Raw genomic sequence first — 17,248 nt, 5'->3', positions numbered from 1 at the left:
TGTTATCGGAGCAGCTTACCGAACCAGAAAGCTTCGCAACAACAGCGGTAACCCTGCAGGTGTCCCCAACGTCAGCGAGCGGCGATCAGGTGCCCCAGGTCGCCGCGAAAGAGGAGCGACGCGTACTTCATGTACGCGAGCGACGGTTTGAGCGACGAGATGGGGTGCCTGAACGCCGCGCAGCGTCGACCCGTTACGCGGTTTGGCAAAACCGCGTAACCCAATTAGTCGTGGTATTCGCCGCGCTCCCACTTCTCAAGGAACTCGTCAAAGAAGTGCGGGTCAGCCTGAGCCTCGGCGTCGGCCTTATTGCAGGCATCGATCTTGGCGATCAGGGCATCGTGCTCGGGGGTCTTCTCGTAAGGCTCCTCCAGGAAGGCAAGCATGATATCGGCCATCAGGAACTCACCGGTGATCTTGCCACCAAAGCCCACGATGTTGGCGTTGAGCTCGCGACGGGCATACAGGGCAGAGGTCATGTCGCGAACCAGGGCACAGCGGGCGCCGGGAACCTTGTTGACGGCGTTGGTGATGCCGATGCCGGTGCCGCACAGGGCCACGCCAAAGTCGGCCTTGCCGCTGGCAACAGCCTCGCCCACGGCCTTGCCGTAGATGGGATAGTGCGTACGGGTGTGGCTGTAGGTGCCGCAGTCGAGCACCTGGTAGCCAGCCTGCTCCAGGCGGTCGGCCAGATAGATCTTCTCGTCCGTAACGATATGGTCGCAACCGATTGCGATGGTCTTCTTCATCAGAACGTCCTTTCGTCTGAATTCACAAGTTGAGGTAGAAGTTCGAGTTCTCGGTGGCTCTCGTTAGGCCATCTTGTTGAGCATGTCGACACGGATCTGGTGACGGCCGCCGGCGTACTGTGCACGCAGGAACTCGCGGGCGATCTTCTTGGCGACCTCGGTGCCCACAACGCCCGGGCCCATGGTGACCATGCGTGAGCCGTTGTGCTCGCGGGTCATGTAGGCGGAACGCTCGTCGGAAATGTTAGCGACGACCATGCCCTTGATCTTGACGGCGGCCATATAGGAGCCGACACCGTACTTATCGAATGCGAAGCCCTGGGAATCCTTGTGCTCCAGCAGGTCCTTGGCAACGGCGGTAGCGGAATCGACAAAGTCCGCGGCAGGGGTCTCGGAATAGTCGACGACCTCGTGACCATCGGCGATGAGCATCTCCTTGATGGACTCCTTCATCGACATGCCGTCGGCATCGGAAGCGATTACAACCCTCATGACATCCTCCTTGAGAGATACGCAGGTGCGTTGTTTCTGTTTGGAAGTGTTGAATCTCGTTCAGGTCCGGGCATCTGAATGTGCGATTCTTCACTGTTCATGTTTATTTGAACACATTCGAACAGTAACTGCAACAACTATTTGTTTATCTTTGTTCTTTTTTGAACAAATACCGTTCACGGATGATTGCTGACCGTTTGGACCGGGCGCGGGCGTAGCGACCATGTGTTCAACAAACAAAAGGGCGGCCGAGAACGTGTCTCGGCCGCCCTTCGGCGGTATTCCCCGGTATATACGGCAGCTTTAGCTACTAGGACTGGCCGCCCTTCTTGGCATGCTTGGACGGAGTGCCCAGAAAGCGGCCCGTCAAATAATTCGTCGGCCCGGAAATATCAATCCCCAGCAGTGTGTGCCCCAGCCACAAAAACGCCGCGAGCACCAGCAATGGGATAACGCACGAGGTCACTATCATCACGATGACACCTTCGATCAGATCGGTCACCTGCTGCACAATCTCATCGGTCATCTGCTTGGCGCCGCTGGTCACCGTCGTGACGAGACCCGAGGCACCGTCGGCAAGCTGTTCAAGCACGTTCTTGGACTCTGCGGACTCGGTCTTTTTCTTAGTTGCTTTGGAGCTATCGCTATCTGCCGCACTCGCAGCGTCAGTCGCCTTTTGCTCGGCCGCCTCGATGCTCACTCGATACGTTTCATCGACCTTCTGCGACACCCATACGCTCGCGGGCACCAACACCATGCTAATGATGGCGACCACCAGCACACGCGTTGCCACGCGACGAATGACCGTGCTCGTGCTCCAGCGTCCGTGAATGCCAAGCGACGCTGCAAAGAGCACCAGCGCAAACGGGATCAGGATGCCCAGGCCAACCGACCACAAAATCGTGAGTAAATATTTCTCTAGGTATAGCACGGCAAGCACGATACCAAGATTACCCGAAAGCTGTGCGAGCTGCTCGGCAACCGGCGTTCCCGTATCGCCCGGCAGCGCAGTGATACCCGCAGATAGGGCGACGCACGAGGTCGTGAGCGCCAATACATTGCCCTTCTTTTGATCGATGACCTCGATGGTAGAGTTCCAAGTCTTGGTATCGGCAAAATGCGGACGAGCCACAAACCCCGACAGCAGCGCCAGTGCCACGAGCGCAACGATGAGGCCAATCTGCAGTTTTTTGTTTGCGCACACGACATCGGATAGGCTGGGCTGCAGCTCGGTCACCGTTGTTTGCTCGGTTATCTGGACAGGACGCCCATGAGCCATCTCGCCCGCGTCTCTCTTTTGAATCAATCCGTTGTCCGGCATTTGGATACCTCCTCATTCCGGCCTGTATTGCGGATGGAAGTATACCCACCCAGCGAAAAACCGAACGGCAAGAGACGCAACAGACTGCTGCATGACCTGCCCGCCATGAAATGGGCCCATCTACTACGGTTAACTGCCCATCCCCGACCATGCCCCGTGGCGTAAAAACAAAACCACAGGTAGAACGCTTGCAGTTTTTCATGAAACGCGGGTGTGTTCGGGGGTATCGGGTTAAACGTAGTAGATGGGCCATTTTCGTGGCGAGCATCGCCACTACCCCTCGGGGGACGGAGGAAAGCGGGTCATCTTGGCCTGTCAACCCAAATTTCACCGTAACCAAGACAGATAGGATACAGAAAAAGCCCTGCCGCGGATAGCGGCAGGGCTTTTGGAAGAGGACTTGGTTGTGCGGGCTCGTTAGGCGAGCTTGGCCTCGAGCTCAGCGATGCGCTTGTAGGCATCGATGGTAAAGCGGGTCTGCTTCTCCAAGATCATGGTGGTCATGAGAGTGTCCTGAGCGTGAGCCATGATGAAGGTCATCTCCATCTCGCCACCGCCGGCCTCCTGCGCAAGCAGCTTGGTCTGCGTGTCGTGGGCGCCGATGAGCGCATCGCTGGCATCCTTGTGCAGCTGTTCGGCCTTCTCAAAGTCACCCTCGCGAGCAGCATCGAGCGCTGCAAGCAGATCAGTCTGGGCGTCACCCGCGTATGCGACAATCTCGAATCCAACCATCGAGATTTCTTCTTTGGTTGCCATATTGCGTTCCTTTCACATATGAACCAACGGAGAGCACCGCGTCCGGGCATACGCGCTGCGCTGTGTATGACAGAAACAATAACATTCAAACAAAAAAGAACAATACAAACCGTTATTTTGAGCCGTGAACGGTCTTTTTTCACCCGCGAACGGTTTCCAAACCATTTCGAACAATATCAAACATGATTAACGGAAACCCAAACAGGACCGCGCCCTAACGCAAATCGTGCACCGTATCGCCCTCTACGAGCACGCCGGGGATCAGCATGTGCTCCACGCCAGACGCAACTCCCTCGGCGCCGGCGATCTTGTCGACTGCCCACATGCCGACACGCTTGTTGTCAAAGCGCACGGTGGTCAGGCGACGATCGGGCACGATGTCGCCCAGACTATCATCAACCCCCACCACGCTCACGTCCTCGGGCACACGCCTTCCGCGCGACTCGAGTCCGCGAATGCAACCGTAGGCCATGGCGTCATTGGAGGCATAGATGGCGGTACAGGTCGGATCGTCCGCCAGAGCCTGGCCTGCGGCATATCCACTCCGCGCCGTCCAGTCGCCACGGATGAGTCGCGGCAGCTCAATACCATGCGCGCGCAATGTCTCGCGCCAGCCCTCCTCGCGCTGCATGCCCGAAAGCGAGCGTTCGGGACACGAGATAAAGTGCACGGTCTTGTGCCCCTGCCCCAGCAAGTACTCGACAACCTGGCGCGAACAATCGAACTGATCGTTATCGACCGTTGAACAGAGCGGGTGCTCCAACATCGTAACGAGCACCGTCTGCATGCCGGGCAGCGGTTCAAAGGTTCCAAAGTCCGCCGGCATGCGATTCATGATCACAACCATGCCGTCTACCGGCAGTGCGCTCATGCGCGACGATGCGCTCTCGAGGGTATACGGATGTCCATCTACTTTAGTGAGGGTAATGGCGTAGCCGTGCTTATCGGCGGCGGCGGCAAAGCCCTCCATACGGTCGAGGTTGCCGGTACCGGTAATGTTGAACATGGCGACGCCGACGGTCTTAAACTTGCCGCGGCGCAGCGATCGACCGGCAAAATTGGGGCGATACCCCAGCTCGCGCATGGCGGCACGCACGCGCTCCTTGGTCTCGGGGCGCACGCTGGGCGAATCGTGGACGGTGCGCGAGACCGTCTGTTCTGAGACGCCCGCGAGGAGCGCCACATCCTTAACGGAAACCGTTTTTTTAACAGCGGCCATAGGTCGATCTTTCTATGTCAACGATGCCATTGGTGGCACCCTACGCAGTCAAATGAAACATCTTCAAGTATATCTAACGCCTCCCCCACCATACGCTCACCACCCAAAACCTACCGTTCACCGACATTTTTGCTTCCCCGAACGGCTTTTATCGCCCAAATGTTAACGTTGCCATTGTGCAAACACAGAGCCACCGGGCGGCTCAAACGTTTACGCGCAAGAAATCGACGGTCCGCAGGCACAGGGGCCATCGGTTCGCATCTTATTTTGTGTCACAAAATGGCAACGTCAACATTTTGGCAACCAAACGTCAAAAGCTACCATCGTTGCTAACCCACCGACTCTTAGGAGCTTTGCATGGAGCAACTCATCGCCACCATCGAAAAGGGCCAGCCCTTTTTCAACGCGATCGCCCGCAACAAGTACCTCAAGGCGATCCGCGACGGTTTTATCTCCGTCATCCCCATCATCATCTTCTCGTCCATCTTCTGCCTGGTAGCCTCGGTCCCCAACATCTGGGGTTTCTACTGGCCCGATGACATCAACAACGCCCTGTGGAAGTGCTACAACTACTCCATGGGCATCCTGGCCATCGCCTGCGCCGCTACCACGGCCAAGCATTTCGCCGACGCCCAGAACCGCGATCTGCCCAAGAATAACCAGATCAACTTTATCTCGTGCATGTGCGCGGCCATCATCGGCTTCTTGCTCCTTTCGAGCGACACCATCGCCACGGATGCCGCCAGTGGCTTCAACACCACCTACCTTGGTTCCAAGGGCCTACTGACCGCCTTCATCGCTGCGTTTGTGACCGGCATCATCTACAAGTTCTTTATCAAGCGCAACATCACCGTCAAGATGCCCGAGCAGGTTCCGCCCAACATCTCGCAGACCTTTAAGGACATCATCCCCTTCTCCGTCTGCATCACCGTCTTTTGGGTCTTTGACATCGTCTTCCGCGCTGCCTTTGGCTTCTGCTTTGCCCAGGGCGTCATCCAGGTGTTCCAGCCCCTGTTCACCGCTGCCGACGGCTACATCGGCCTTGCTGTGATTTACGGCGCCATGAGCCTGTTCTGGTTCGTGGGCGTCCACGGCCCCTCGATCGTCGAGCCCGCCATCGCCGCCGCCCTCGTTTCCAACATGACCGACAACCTGGCTGCGTTCCAGGCCGGCCAGCACGCTTCCGCTGTCCTGACCCAGGGTGCCCAGTACTTCGTCGTCTGCATGGGCGGCACCGGCGCCACGCTCGTCCTGGTCTTTATGTTCTGCTTCCTGGCCAAGTCCCAGGAGATGCGCGCTGTCGGTAAGGCCGCCATCGTCCCCGTGTGCTTTGCCGTCAACGAGCCGCTGCTGTTCGCCGCGCCTATCGTGCTCAACCCCGTCTTCTTTGTCCCGTTTGTCTTTGCCCCGATCGCCAACATCTGGATCCTCAAGATCTTTATCGACTTCTTGGGCATGAACGGCTTTATGTACACCCTGCCTTGGACCGTCCCCGGCCCCATCGGCACCATCATGGGCCTGGGCTTCCAGCCGCTCGCCTTTGTGATGCTCGCCCTTATCCTGGTCGTCGACTTCGTTCTGTACTATCCGTTCTTCCGCGCCTATGACGCCCAGAAGTGCGCCGAGGAGGCCGAGATTTCCCAGGAGGAGCTCGCCGCCAAGAACGCCGAAAAGGCCGCCAAGCTCAACGATGCCTTCCAGGGCAAGGCCGACGCCAAGAGCGTTGCCGCCGGCGCTGCTGCCGAGGCCGTGGAAGCCGGCGCTCCCGCCGCTTCCGCAGCACCCGCTGCCGAGGCAACGGCCACCAGCGACCTCAACGGTAAACGCGTGCTCGTGCTCTGCCAGGGTGGCGGTACCTCGGGCCTGCTCGCCAACGCGCTGGCCAAGGCCGCCAAGGAGCGCGGCATCAATCTTGAAACCGCTGCCGAGGCCTATGGCAACCACGTGGACATGCTCCCCGACTTCGATCTGGTCGTCCTGGCCCCGCAAGCCGCAAGCTACCTGGCCGACCTGCAGAAGGACTGCGAGCGCGTGGGCAACAAGTGCGTCGCCTGCCGCGGTAAGCAGTACATTGAGCTTTCCCAGAACGGCGATAAGTCTCTCGCCTTCGTAAGCGAGCAACTCTCGAAGTAAGTAACGCACAGGGCCAGCCGACCATCCAAGACCGGCTGGCCCTTCGATTTAGATGATTGGATCATCATGTCCGTTAACCCTGCTAGCGTCACCAACCCGCCTGCGCAGTTTCCCGAGGACTTTGTCTTTGGCGGCGCCACTGCTGCCTACCAGGTAGAGGGCGAGACCCGCACCCACGGTAAAGGCAAGGTTGCCTGGGACGACTTCCTGGAGGCCCAGGGGCGCTTTTCCCCCGATCCCGCTTCGGACTTCTACAACCAGTACCCCGTCGATCTGGAGCTGTGCGAGGAGTTCGGCATCAACGGCATTCGCCTCTCCATTGCCTGGAGCCGCATCTTCCCCAACGGCACCGGCGAGATCAACCCTGAGGGCGTGCAGTTCTACCACGATCTCTTCGCCGAGTGCCACAAGCACCACGTTGAGCCGTTTGTCACGCTGCATCACTTCGACACGCCGCTTGCCCTCTTTGAGAAGGGCGACTTCCTCAACCGCGAGACCATCGATGCCTTTGTGGACTTTGCCACCTTCTGCTTTAAGGAGTACGCCGACCAGGTGACCTACTGGTTCACCTTTAACGAGATTTGGGCCGATGCCTCCAACACCTACATCGAGGGCACCTTCCCCGGCGGCGTCAAGGCGCATCTGGCCGAGGCTTTCCAGTGCGAGCACAACATGATGCTCGCCCACGCCAAGGCCGTACTGGCCTTCCACAACGGCGGTTTTAAGGGCAAGATCGGCGTCATTCAGTCGTTGGAGTTTAAGTATCCGCTCAACGAGAACGACCCCGCCGACATCAAAGCCGCCAACAACGAGCACGTGTTGCAGAACCAGTTCTTGCTCGACGCCACCTTCCGCGGCGACTACGCGCCCGACACCCTCGAGTGCGCCAACCGTCTGGCTGCCGTCTCGGGCGGCACCATCGAGATCCTGGACGAGGACCTCGAGATTATGCGCGAGGCCGCGCTCTACAACGACTACCTGGGCGTCAACAACTACCAGTGCCGCTTCTTGAAGGCTTACGACGGCGAGAACGACCTGCACCACAACGGTACGGGCGAGAAGGGCACCGGCCGCTGGCGCGTTAAGGGTATTGGCGAGCACGTGAACAAGCCTGGCATCCCCACCACCGACTGGGACTGGATCATCTATCCCGAGGGCCTGTTCGATCTGCTCGTCTACATTAAGCAGCGCTACCCCAACTACAAGCAGATCTTCATTACAGAAAACGGCATGGGCTACAAGGATCCCTACAAGGACGGTTTTGTGGACGATCAGCCGCGCATCGACTACATCGAGCAGCACTTGCGCTGGCTGCTCAAGGCCATGGAGGTGGGCGTCAACGTGGGCGGCTACTTCCTGTGGAGTCTGCAGGATCAGTTCTCCTGGACCAATGGTTACAACAAGCGCTATGGCTTCTTCTACGTTGACTTTGAAACCCAGAAGCGCACGCCCAAGGCAAGCGCCTACTGGTACAAGCACGTGGCGCAGACCCGTCGTCTGGACTAGCGGCTGGCGACCAGCGGAATTGCCCCGCTCACATAACCTGTCCCCATTTCTCAGCCGGGGGTGGCACGTCACACGGCGCGCCGCCCCCGGCCTTTTGTTTTTGTTCGGCTGGGGGGCCGCTTGTCTCGATCTGTAACATATAGCCGAGTTTTTGGTCCCTAGCTGTTACAAATCAAGACAAACCGGGAAGACGGGGCCGAATTGTCTAAATCTGTAACACTAAAACCGGTTTTGGACGTCTGGTTGTTACAGATTGAGATAAACGCACAGGACAATCCTCTCAATCTCGATCTGTAACATCTAGCCGAGTATTTCGGTCCTAACTGTTACAGATTGAGATGAACGAGCCGAGCACGTCTACACCCGCAGGTCCTTCACGCTGGAACGCTCGATCAGCACGCCCGACACAAGCGTGCGGCTTCTGGAGCTCGGAGCCTCAAGACCTGCGACGACCTCGTTAAGTGCACGGATGCCCAGCTCGCGGTGGCGAAACTTCACCGACGTCAGAATCGAGTTGGGAATCGTCTTGTAGAGCTCATCGTCGAAGCCGATCACGGACACGTCGTCGGGCACACTGAGCCCTTTGTCACGTAGAGCCATCATCACGCCGTTTGCCATGCAGTCGTTAGCGGCGAGGACCGCCGTGCAATCGGGCTTATCGGCAAGCACAAGGCCCGCGGCATAGCCACTATCCGCATTCCAATCGCCTTGCAGAGGCTCGGGCGGCTCAATGCCACGCGCCTCGAGTGCCGCACGCCAACCTTTCATACGACACTGGCTCGACAGCGACTCTTTCTTACCAGAAACGAAATACACGTTCTTGTGACCATGATCCAAGAAGTACTCGCACGCCATGCGCGCACCACCCTCTTGATCGTCACTGACGGTAGAACAGGTAGGATGCTCCATCGGTGTGATAATCACCGTCTTGAGGTCTTTCGGCGCCTCAAAGGTATCAAAGTCATCGACCATCTGACGCAGGTTGAAGATCATGCCATCAACAGGCAGCTGCGACATCCTGCGCGCGGCTTCGGCAAGGGTCATCTTCTCCCCCGCCCGCTTTTTGATCATCGTGAGCGCAAAGCCTCGCTCTTCGGCGGCATCGGCGATACCGTCAATCATGTCCACGGCGCCGCCCGACAAGTGGAACATCACCACGCCGATGCACCCGTAACGGCCCAACTTGAGTGAACGCGCGGCAAAGTTGGTTCGAAACCCGAGCGCCTCCATGGCAGCATGGACCCTATCGCGCGTCGACTCGCGCACGCTATCGGGCTCGTTGATCACGCGCGACACCGTCTTGAGAGAAACACCCGCGGCAATCGCCACATCGTTCATCGAGACGTTTTTCTTGTCCATCGTTGCCACTGCTTCTCCGCTCGGTTCTCTATCGCTTGTTTTTTGCGTTCTAGCATACACTACCTGCCCGACTGACAAATCAGCCGTTTATCGGACAATATCGACCGTTCACCCGTAAATCCTTGTTGCTCTTCCAAAAATGTCTTACGTTGTCATTAACGAAATGACAACGTTGTCATTTCGCAATGCCTTCCTTAAGCGGGAAGGTTTCCGGGCAGTCCTGACCATCCATCGACGACCAGTTCCATCCACATGCATCGCGCATCAAGTAACAAAGGAGCTTTATGGACGCCATCGTAAAGATGCTCGAAAAGCATCAGCCGTTCTTTGAGAAGATCTCGAGAAACATCTACCTCCAGGCCATCAAGGACGGATTCCTTGGGTGTATGCCCATTGTCCTCACCTCTTCGATCTTCCTGTTGATTGCCACCCTTCCCGGCGTAGTTGGCATCACGCTGCCCCAGCCGCTCATCGACTGGTGCAACAAGCTGTATAACTTCACCATGGGCGTCATGGGCATCATGGTCGCCGGCACCACCGCCAAGAACTTCACGGCCTCCATGAACCGTCGCATGCCCGCCGGCAAGGTGCTCAACGACGGCTCCACCATGGTAGCCGCCCAGTGCAGCATGCTTTTGCTCGCCGTTACGCAGTTCACCACCAAGCTCAACGGCTCCGAACTTTCGGTCTTCGACTGCACCAGCATGGGCACGCGCGGTCTGTTCTCGGCCTATATCGCTGCGTTCATTACCGTGTGGGTCTATAAATTCTGCGTCTCGCGCGATCTGACCATTAAGCTGCCCAAGGAAGTCCCGGGCGCCATCGCTCAGAACTTCCGTGACATCATCCCCTTTGGCGGCGCTGTCATCATCTGCGGCATCATCGATGTGGTGGTGCGCAACCTCATGGGCGTTCCGTTCTCCGAGCTGCTCATCAAGCTGCTCTCCCCACTCTTCACTGCGGCAGAGACCTACCCCGGTCTCATCCTTATCCAGGCAGCCACCGCGTTCTTCTGGTTCATCGGCGTCCACGGTCCTTCGATTGTCCAGCCGGGTATCGACCCCATCCGTCTTGCCAACCAGGCCGAGAACCTGCAGGTCCTGCTGGCAGGCGGCCACCCCGCCCACTCCCTCACCTTTAACATGTCGCTCGTGGGTGAGTTCGGCGGCACCGGCGCCACGTTCATCGTGCCGCTTCTGCTGATTCTCTTTATGAAGTCCAAGCAGCTCAAAGCCGTCGGTAAGGCCTCAATCGTACCGGTCGCCTTTGCTGTCAACGAGCCGCTGCTCTTTGGCGCGCCGATGATCCTTAACCCCTACATGCTCATCCCCTTTGTTGCTGCCGGCTGCGTCAATGTGAGTGTTGCCAAGTTCTTTATCGATAACGTGGGTATGAACGGCTTCTCCTTCGTGGTGCCTTGGGCCACCCCCGCCCCCATCGGCATTTTCATCACCACGAACTTCCAGCTTATCGCCCTAGTATTTGTCGCGATTATCATCTTGCTGGATGCCATCATCTACCTGCCGTTCTTGAAGGCATACGATAAGCTGCTCTGCGACCAGGAGGCCGAGCGCGCCGCCGAGCTGGGTCTCGAGTCCGATGGTGCTGCCACCATCGCCGCCAGCAACCCTGCGCCCGCTGTCGAGCAGGCCACCGCTTCCGTCGAGACGACCGTTGCCGCCGCCGACAGCAAGCCTGTCGCCGATCAGCCCGAGCCCGCCGCCGATGCATCCGCCAAGAAGGATGTCGATGGCCTGAAGGTCCTCGTCCTGTGCGCCGGCGCCGGCACCTCTGCCATGCTTGCCAACGCCATCAAGGAAGGTGCCGCGCAGACCGGAGAGAACATCGCTTCCTCCGCGGGCGCCTATGGTCAGCACACTGCCATCATGGATCAGTACGACGTTATCGTGCTTGCCCCGCAGGTTCGTAGCTACTACAACGACATGAAGGCCGACACCGATCGCCTGGGCATTAAGCTGCTCGCCCCGCGCGGTAAGGAATATATCGACCTTACCCGCGACCCCGCTGGCGCCATCAAGTGGCTCCGCGAGAACCTCGACTAGCTCCTCCCTCTGTTGGTGCCCGGATCCCCAGTTCGGGCACCTCTCCCTATTCGTATCCCACAGAAAGGATGCCTCATGACCAACCCCATGCAGTTCCCCGACGGCTTTGTGTTTGGCGGCGCCACCGCTGCTTACCAGGTTGAGGGCGAGACCCGCACGCACGGCAAGGGCAAAGTGCCCTGGGATGATTTCCTGGCAGCCCAGGGTCGCTTCTCCCCCGACCCCGCAAGCGATTTCTACAACAAGTACCCGGTCGATATCGACCTGTGCCAGCGCTTCGGCATCAACGGTATCCGCGTCTCCATCGCTTGGAGCCGCATCTTCCCCAACGGCACTGGCGAGATCAACCCCGAGGGTGTCGCCTTCTACCACGAGCTCTTTGCCACCTGCAATAAAGCCGGCGTTATCCCCTATGTCACGCTCGATCACTTTGATACGCCCGAGGCCTTTTACCAGAACGGCGGCGAAGGCTTCCTGACGCGCACGACGATCGACGCCTTTGTCGAGTACGCCAAGTTCTGCTTTGCCGAGTTCACCGAGGTCAAGCACTGGTTTACCTTTAACGAGATTCCCGCGACCGCCGAGGGCAGCTTTATCGTCGGCAACTGGCCGCACGGCGAGAAGTATCGCCTAGACAAGGCCTTCCAGCTTATGCACAACATGATGGTGGCCCACGCCAAGGCTGTCGTCGCCTTCCATGAGGGCGGCTTTGAGGGCGAGATCGGCATTGTCCAGAACCTAGAGCCCAAGTATCCCCTCGACCCCAACAACGCCGCCGACTGCGAGGCAGCTCGCATGGCCGACGTCATCAACAACCGCTGGGTACTCGACGCCACCTTCCGCGGCCACTATGCAGCCGACACCATGGAAGCCGCGACCAAGCTGGCCCATATCGCCGGCGGCGAGCTCGACGTCCGCGACGAGGACATCGCCGCGCTGACCGCCGCGCTCCCCTACAACGATTGCCTGGGCGTCAACACCTACAAGTGCCAGTTCCTGCGTGCTGCCGAGGGCGAAAACGACATCAACCACAATGGCACCGGCGACAAGGGCTCCTCGCGCTGGTTCCTCAAGGGCGTGGGCGAGGCATGCGTGCGCGAAGGCGTACCCACCACCGATTGGGACTGGATCATCTATCCCGAGGGCCTGTACGACCTGCTGCTCCGCATTAAGAACGATTACCCCAACTACAAGAAGATCTACATCACCGAGAACGGCATGGGCTATAAGGACGACTTCGAGGATGGCTTTATCGACGACGCCCCTCGTATCGACTACATGCGCCAGCATCTCGCATGGATCCTCAAGGCGATCGACGGCGGCGTGAACGTCGACGGCTACTTTGTGTGGTCGCTGCAGGACCAGTTCTCCTGGACCAACGGCTACAACAAGCGCTACGGCCTGTTCTACATCGACTTTGAGACCCAGAAGCGCTATCCCAAGGCGAGCGCGTACTGGTACAAGAACGTCGCGGAGACCGGCCTGCTCATGGCCTAGTTTCCGCCGCATACCCCCTGTCGGCCGCATACGAATCCCTCCACGGGTTCATATGCGGCCTCTTTTGTTTTGGCGCGGCCCGAGCAGGTCGTTTGTCTCGATTTGTAACATCTAACCGAATATTTCGGCCCTAGCTGTTACAAATCGAGACAAACAGAACGCCCGAGCAGAAATATCTCAATCTGTAACACGTAGCCCACTTTTAACCGTCTAACTGTTACAGATCGAGACGAACGCCACAGGTCAATCCCTTTAATCTCAATCTGTAACATCTAGCCGAGTTTTTCGATCCCAACTGTTACAGATTGAGACGATTCGACGGTATCGTCCGCATGGACACACCGTGGTACAATTGTGTCCCAACGCAAAGGAGGTACCCATGTCAGCTTGTGTGCCCGTCCGAGATATGAAGGACACTGCTGCATTCACTACGCTTGTTGAGTCTGAGCGCGACGTCACCGTAACTAAGAACGGCTACGAGGCCATGCACTGCATCAGCAGCGACCAGTATCGCCTCATGCAAGAAGAAATCGCCAAGGCAAAACTGCTGTCTCGTATGATGTTGGCAGAAGACGAAATATCACAAGGCGACTACAGCGATTACGAATCCTTCGCGGCTTCGATACGAGACAAATATGACCTATAACGTCGTAATCCTCAAAAGCGCGCGATATGAGTACGAGAGTATTGTCGGATACCTTGCCCAAATCCTCAAGAATCCGCGTGCAGCAGGCAATTTTGTCGCTGAGTTTGAATATCAGCTTGATCTGCTTCGCGAGCAGCCGCTCCTACGTCCCCTCTCGCACATGCAAGAGCTGGCGGCACGTAATTACCGATCGTTTCCCATCAACAACTACGTGTGCCTTTATAAGTTTGAGCACGAAACAATCTATATCGCCCACATCTTTCATCAGTCACAGGACTACGCCCGTCTGGTCTAGCCCACAAGCTGAATACTTGGCCCGAGCGCATTTGCGCGTCATCAAATTTGACGCACAAATGGTGTTTTTACTTATACGCGTCATTTTGCGCGTCATATTGAAGCGATAACCCCTGCGCTGGCAGAGGGCAAAAGTCCTCCTGCAGCGCTGGCTAGCAGATGACCTGCGTATGCTCCTCGATGGCGGCGCGGTCCTCGACCGAGATACCCGGCTCGCACACCACGGCATCCAGGCTGTCCAGACGGCAGAAGGTGTAGAAGTCGCGCTTGCCGATCTTGCTGGAGTCGGCGATCAGATAGCGCGAGTCGGCCTTGCTAAAGGCGAGCTGCTGGATACGACCCTCTTCCATGTTAGATGTGGACACGTCGCCGTCCAAAATGCCGTTGGCACCGATAAACGCCGCGTCGATACCCAACGCACGCAGGGTATCCTCGGCCGTTGGTCCCACAAAAGCGGCGGTGCGGCGACGATACATGCCGCCCACGAGGCACAGGTCGAAGTCTTCGCGCGCCTCGAGCAGGTTAAACACCGAAAGCGAGTTGGTCACAATGCGCAGGCGGCACGCCGGCAGCATCGATGCCATCTGCTCAACCGTGGTGCCCGTACCCAAAAAGATGGTCGAACCTTCCTCGATAAGCTCCACGGCGCGGCGCGCAATCTGCAGCTTTTCCTCGGCATGCTTGGTGCGCTTTTCGCTGTGCGAGTACTCGTGGCGCAACATAGCGTGGGGACGACCCTGCGCACTGCGGGCGCCGCCGTGCACGCGCTCGATCTCGCCCAGGCTCGCAAGCTCCTCAAGATCACGGCGGATCGTCATATCCGAGACGCCCAGTGCATCCGAAATCTCCTTGACCGAGACCGTGCCCTGCTTCTCGAGCAGCTGACGAACCTTATCCTGTCGCTCCGCTTTAATCACGATGAGTCCTCACTGTTCCATGCTCGCGTCAATTCAAACAGTAACGAACAAATTGTATCAGACTCGTGCGCGTCAAAAATGAACGCCCGCACAGCTCCAATCATCACTTTTTTGAGAAAAATACCCCCTGCTTTAGTGGGATGTAGTGATAATCTCGCCTGTTCGCGCTACAGTTTGTCGGAAATACCTCGATGTTAGGAACCAAATGATCACTTCTGAGCTTTTCGGCACCGCGCCGTGCGGTACCCCCGTTCATCGCTACACCCTCAACGGGCCCGAGATCTGCGTTCGCATTATGGACTATGGCGCCACCGTGCTGGGTATCGATGTGCCCGACATTCCCGGCAACGTGCGCGATGTGGTGCTGGGCTTCGATAAGCTCGAGGATTACTTTGACAACCCCGCCTGCTTTGGCGCGACCATTGGCCCCGTGGCAAACCGCACTGCAGGTGCAACGATCACCATCGACGGTACGGACTGGCATATGCCCGCCAACGAGGGCGCCAACAACCTGCACAGCGATCTTGAACACGGCCTGCACAAGCGCGTGTGGGATGTTGAGCTCGACGAGGCCCACAACGCCGTGCGCATGACCACCTCATTTGAGGATGGCGAGTTGGGCCTGCCCGGCAACCGCACCTTTACGGCCGTGTTTACCGTGACGCACACCGGCCGCTTCCGTATCGAATATGGCTGCGAGAGCGACCGCGCCACGTACGTGTCCATGACCAACCACACGTACTTTAACCTTGCCGGCCATAACGCCGGCATGGACTGCGAGCACTTCTTTGTTGCCAACGCCGCCCACTACCTGCCCATTGACGACCAGAACATTCCTACTGGCGAGATTGCTCCGGTCGAGGGAACACCGTTTGATTTTCGCGAGTTACGCCCCGTCGCGCCTGGCATGGAGGCCGACGATCCGCAGATTAAGCAGGCACGCGGCTACGATCACTGCCTGTGCATTGGCGGCTATCAGTACGGCCGCAATCTGCGCCGTGCCCTGCACGTCGAGGAGATGTGGACCGGCCGTGAGCTGGACTACTACACCACCGCCCCGGGCGTGCAGCTCTACACCGGCAACTGGCTAGGCGACGAGCACGCCAAGGACGATGCCAACTACGGCTGGGGCGCCGGCTTTGCCCTCGAGGCCGAGATGTACCCCGACACGCCGCACCAGACGCTGTTCCCCCAGGGCATTGTGGGCCCGGGTCATCCCTACAGCAATGTGATCGAATACCACTTTATGAGGCACTAAGCCCATAACGCAACATATCGCACAGCAGCGCCCGCCGGCACACCGCCGACGGGCGTTTTTCTACCTTGTTGTAGGCAACCAGGCACATCCCGGCTTGAATGATTAGTGCATTTAACGTGAGAAAAGCTGTCAGAGCACTTGCGCGGATTTGCGATGTCCCGTATCATAGACAGCCGTTGACGCCTCAGTTGCGTCATCACATGGTCGCCAGCGTAGCTCAGTTGGTAGAGCACCGCTCTCGTAAAGCGGGGGTCACCGGTTCGAGCCCGGTCGCTGGCTCCATTGCACAAGACAGCCGCCTTCGGGCGGCTTTTTTGTTGCCGATTTTGCGTGCGCGTGCCAATCCACGCATCGCAACAGCGTCAGCTCCCCTATTCAAAACAGAAACCCCGTTAATCGTGATTCCCCTAGGGAAAACACGATTAACGGGGTCGTAGCGTGATTCCCTTAGGGAAAACACGCCAGCATACGAACAGCTCAGCAGAGCAGCGCGCTATTCCTCCCAGTAAGCGTCTGCAAGCAGCTTAAAGCAGATCTTCTTAACCGGCTGTGCGCCATCGCCCGGGAACTCGAGCGTGGGCATGTGCGGCTCGCCGGCAACAAACAGCGCAAACTTGTCGTCGGCAAGATCGCCGGCGATCGAGGCGTCGGAATCGACCAGATCGTAGTCGTCCTTCTCGTCAAACTCCTGGACCAGCGTCAGGCTACCCGTAGCGACCTTAAAGGCCTCGCGACCCTCGACGTCGATCTGCAGGTCGTGATAGCGCTGATGCGTCTCATAGTGAGCCTCGGCCTCGGGACGCGTCGTGGGAGCCATGACGTTTGCAAAGACCTTGTCGCCCAGAATCGGATGGCTGCCGACCTCGAGCTCCGCCGGGTCGTTCTCCTCGAGCCAGTCGATCAGCACGTCGAGGCCCTTGAGCATTCCGCGGTACTCCTCGATATCGCCCAATGCACCGTAAATCATCTAAATCCCCTCTCGGATCGTTTCTTTGGCGGCTACTCGGCAAACGCGTTACCAAAGCTGTTGCCGCCCGC

General features: G+C 58.1%; 15 protein-coding genes and 1 tRNA gene. 8 read left to right on the top strand and 8 right to left on the bottom strand.

Features of this window, described 5'->3' with window-relative positions:
• Nucleotides 1–224: 224 nt before the first annotated feature.
• From lacB to ACTQW0_RS01955, 5 genes are all read right to left on the bottom strand, one after another.
• The gene (gene lacB / locus ACTQW0_RS01975) at nt 225–749 is read right to left on the bottom strand and encodes a galactose-6-phosphate isomerase subunit LacB (RefSeq protein WP_441566681.1); all 525 of its coding nucleotides are present in this window, start codon (nt 747–749) and stop codon (nt 225–227) included.
• A 63-nt stretch (nt 750–812) separates the two neighbouring features.
• Nucleotides 813–1,241 carry a galactose-6-phosphate isomerase subunit LacA gene (gene lacA, locus ACTQW0_RS01970; protein ID WP_006234830.1) on the bottom strand — a complete coding sequence of 143 codons (429 nt, stop codon included), beginning with the start codon at nt 1,239–1,241 and terminating at the stop codon, nt 813–815.
• Between the two features lie 310 nt (nt 1,242–1,551).
• Complete coding sequence (locus tag ACTQW0_RS01965; RefSeq protein ID WP_441566679.1) at nt 1,552–2,562, bottom strand: hypothetical protein; 1,011 nt, start codon at nt 2,560–2,562, stop codon at nt 1,552–1,554.
• A gap of 417 nt (nt 2,563–2,979) precedes the next feature.
• On the bottom strand, nt 2,980–3,318 hold the full coding sequence (locus tag ACTQW0_RS01960; protein ID WP_441566677.1) for a PTS lactose/cellobiose transporter subunit IIA: 339 nt from the start codon (nt 3,316–3,318) through the stop codon (nt 2,980–2,982).
• 214 nt (nt 3,319–3,532) lie between these two features.
• Nucleotides 3,533–4,537 (bottom strand): LacI family DNA-binding transcriptional regulator, encoded by a 1,005-nt coding sequence (locus ACTQW0_RS01955; protein WP_441566675.1) that lies wholly within the window; start codon nt 4,535–4,537, stop codon nt 3,533–3,535.
• Between the two features lie 357 nt (nt 4,538–4,894).
• Here ACTQW0_RS01955 and ACTQW0_RS01950 point away from each other — a divergent pair, with 357 nt between their 5' ends.
• Entirely contained in the window at nt 4,895–6,670 is a 1,776-nt protein-coding gene (locus ACTQW0_RS01950) for a PTS lactose transporter subunit IIBC (RefSeq protein WP_427718986.1), read from the top strand.
• A 66-nt stretch (nt 6,671–6,736) separates the two neighbouring features.
• Entirely contained in the window at nt 6,737–8,176 is a 1,440-nt protein-coding gene (gene lacG, locus ACTQW0_RS01945; RefSeq protein WP_154514977.1) for a 6-phospho-beta-galactosidase, read from the top strand.
• A 357-nt stretch (nt 8,177–8,533) separates the two neighbouring features.
• On the opposite strand, the gene ACTQW0_RS01940 is transcribed toward lacG (ACTQW0_RS01945), so the two are convergent.
• Nucleotides 8,534–9,535: a LacI family DNA-binding transcriptional regulator gene (locus ACTQW0_RS01940; protein WP_441566673.1), complete on the bottom strand. Its 1,002-nt coding sequence runs from the start codon at nt 9,533–9,535 to the stop codon at nt 8,534–8,536.
• Between the two features lie 284 nt (nt 9,536–9,819).
• Between ACTQW0_RS01940 and ACTQW0_RS01935 the strand changes: the two genes are divergently transcribed.
• The 4 genes from ACTQW0_RS01935 to ACTQW0_RS01920 all read left to right on the top strand — a co-directional run bounded on the left by ACTQW0_RS01935 (nt 9,820) and on the right by ACTQW0_RS01920 (nt 14,036).
• Complete coding sequence (locus ACTQW0_RS01935) at nt 9,820–11,598, top strand: PTS lactose transporter subunit IIBC (protein WP_441566671.1); 1,779 nt, start codon at nt 9,820–9,822, stop codon at nt 11,596–11,598.
• A 75-nt stretch (nt 11,599–11,673) separates the two neighbouring features.
• Entirely contained in the window at nt 11,674–13,095 is a 1,422-nt protein-coding gene (lacG, locus tag ACTQW0_RS01930; protein WP_349115184.1) for a 6-phospho-beta-galactosidase, read from the top strand.
• Nucleotides 13,096–13,474: 379 nt separating this feature from the next.
• Nucleotides 13,475–13,741, top strand: a complete 267-nt coding sequence (locus ACTQW0_RS01925; protein ID WP_117564761.1) for a type II toxin-antitoxin system Phd/YefM family antitoxin — start codon at nt 13,475–13,477, stop codon at nt 13,739–13,741.
• Nucleotides 13,731–14,036 (top strand): type II toxin-antitoxin system RelE/ParE family toxin, encoded by a 306-nt coding sequence (locus ACTQW0_RS01920; RefSeq protein ID WP_195240938.1) that lies wholly within the window; start codon nt 13,731–13,733, stop codon nt 14,034–14,036. Before ACTQW0_RS01925 ends, ACTQW0_RS01920 begins: the two co-directional genes overlap by 11 nt.
• A gap of 151 nt (nt 14,037–14,187) precedes the next feature.
• On the opposite strand, the gene ACTQW0_RS01915 is transcribed toward ACTQW0_RS01920, so the two are convergent.
• Nucleotides 14,188–14,952 carry a DeoR/GlpR family DNA-binding transcription regulator gene (locus ACTQW0_RS01915; protein ID WP_441566668.1) on the bottom strand — a complete coding sequence of 255 codons (765 nt, stop codon included), beginning with the start codon at nt 14,950–14,952 and terminating at the stop codon, nt 14,188–14,190.
• 205 nt (nt 14,953–15,157) lie between these two features.
• Between ACTQW0_RS01915 and ACTQW0_RS01910 the strand changes: the two genes are divergently transcribed.
• Both ACTQW0_RS01910 and ACTQW0_RS01905 read left to right on the top strand, forming a co-directional pair.
• Nucleotides 15,158–16,210 carry an aldose epimerase family protein gene (locus ACTQW0_RS01910; RefSeq protein ID WP_441566666.1) on the top strand — a complete coding sequence of 351 codons (1,053 nt, stop codon included), beginning with the start codon at nt 15,158–15,160 and terminating at the stop codon, nt 16,208–16,210.
• Nucleotides 16,211–16,416: 206 nt separating this feature from the next.
• Nucleotides 16,417–16,492: transfer RNA gene (locus ACTQW0_RS01905), tRNA-Thr, on the top strand.
• Between the two features lie 211 nt (nt 16,493–16,703).
• On the opposite strand, the gene ACTQW0_RS01900 is transcribed toward ACTQW0_RS01905, so the two are convergent.
• On the bottom strand, nt 16,704–17,177 hold the full coding sequence (locus tag ACTQW0_RS01900) for a YhcH/YjgK/YiaL family protein (RefSeq protein WP_117778978.1): 474 nt from the start codon (nt 17,175–17,177) through the stop codon (nt 16,704–16,706).
• Nucleotides 17,178–17,248: the final 71 nt, after the last annotated feature.

Origin of the sequence: Collinsella sp. LCP19S3_B7 (genome assembly GCF_052121795.1) — a bacterium.
Classification (GTDB): Bacteria; Actinomycetota; Coriobacteriia; order Coriobacteriales; family Coriobacteriaceae; genus Collinsella.
The sequence above is the reverse complement of the archived record's forward strand: the minus strand, read 5'-3'. Positions and strand labels throughout refer to the sequence as shown.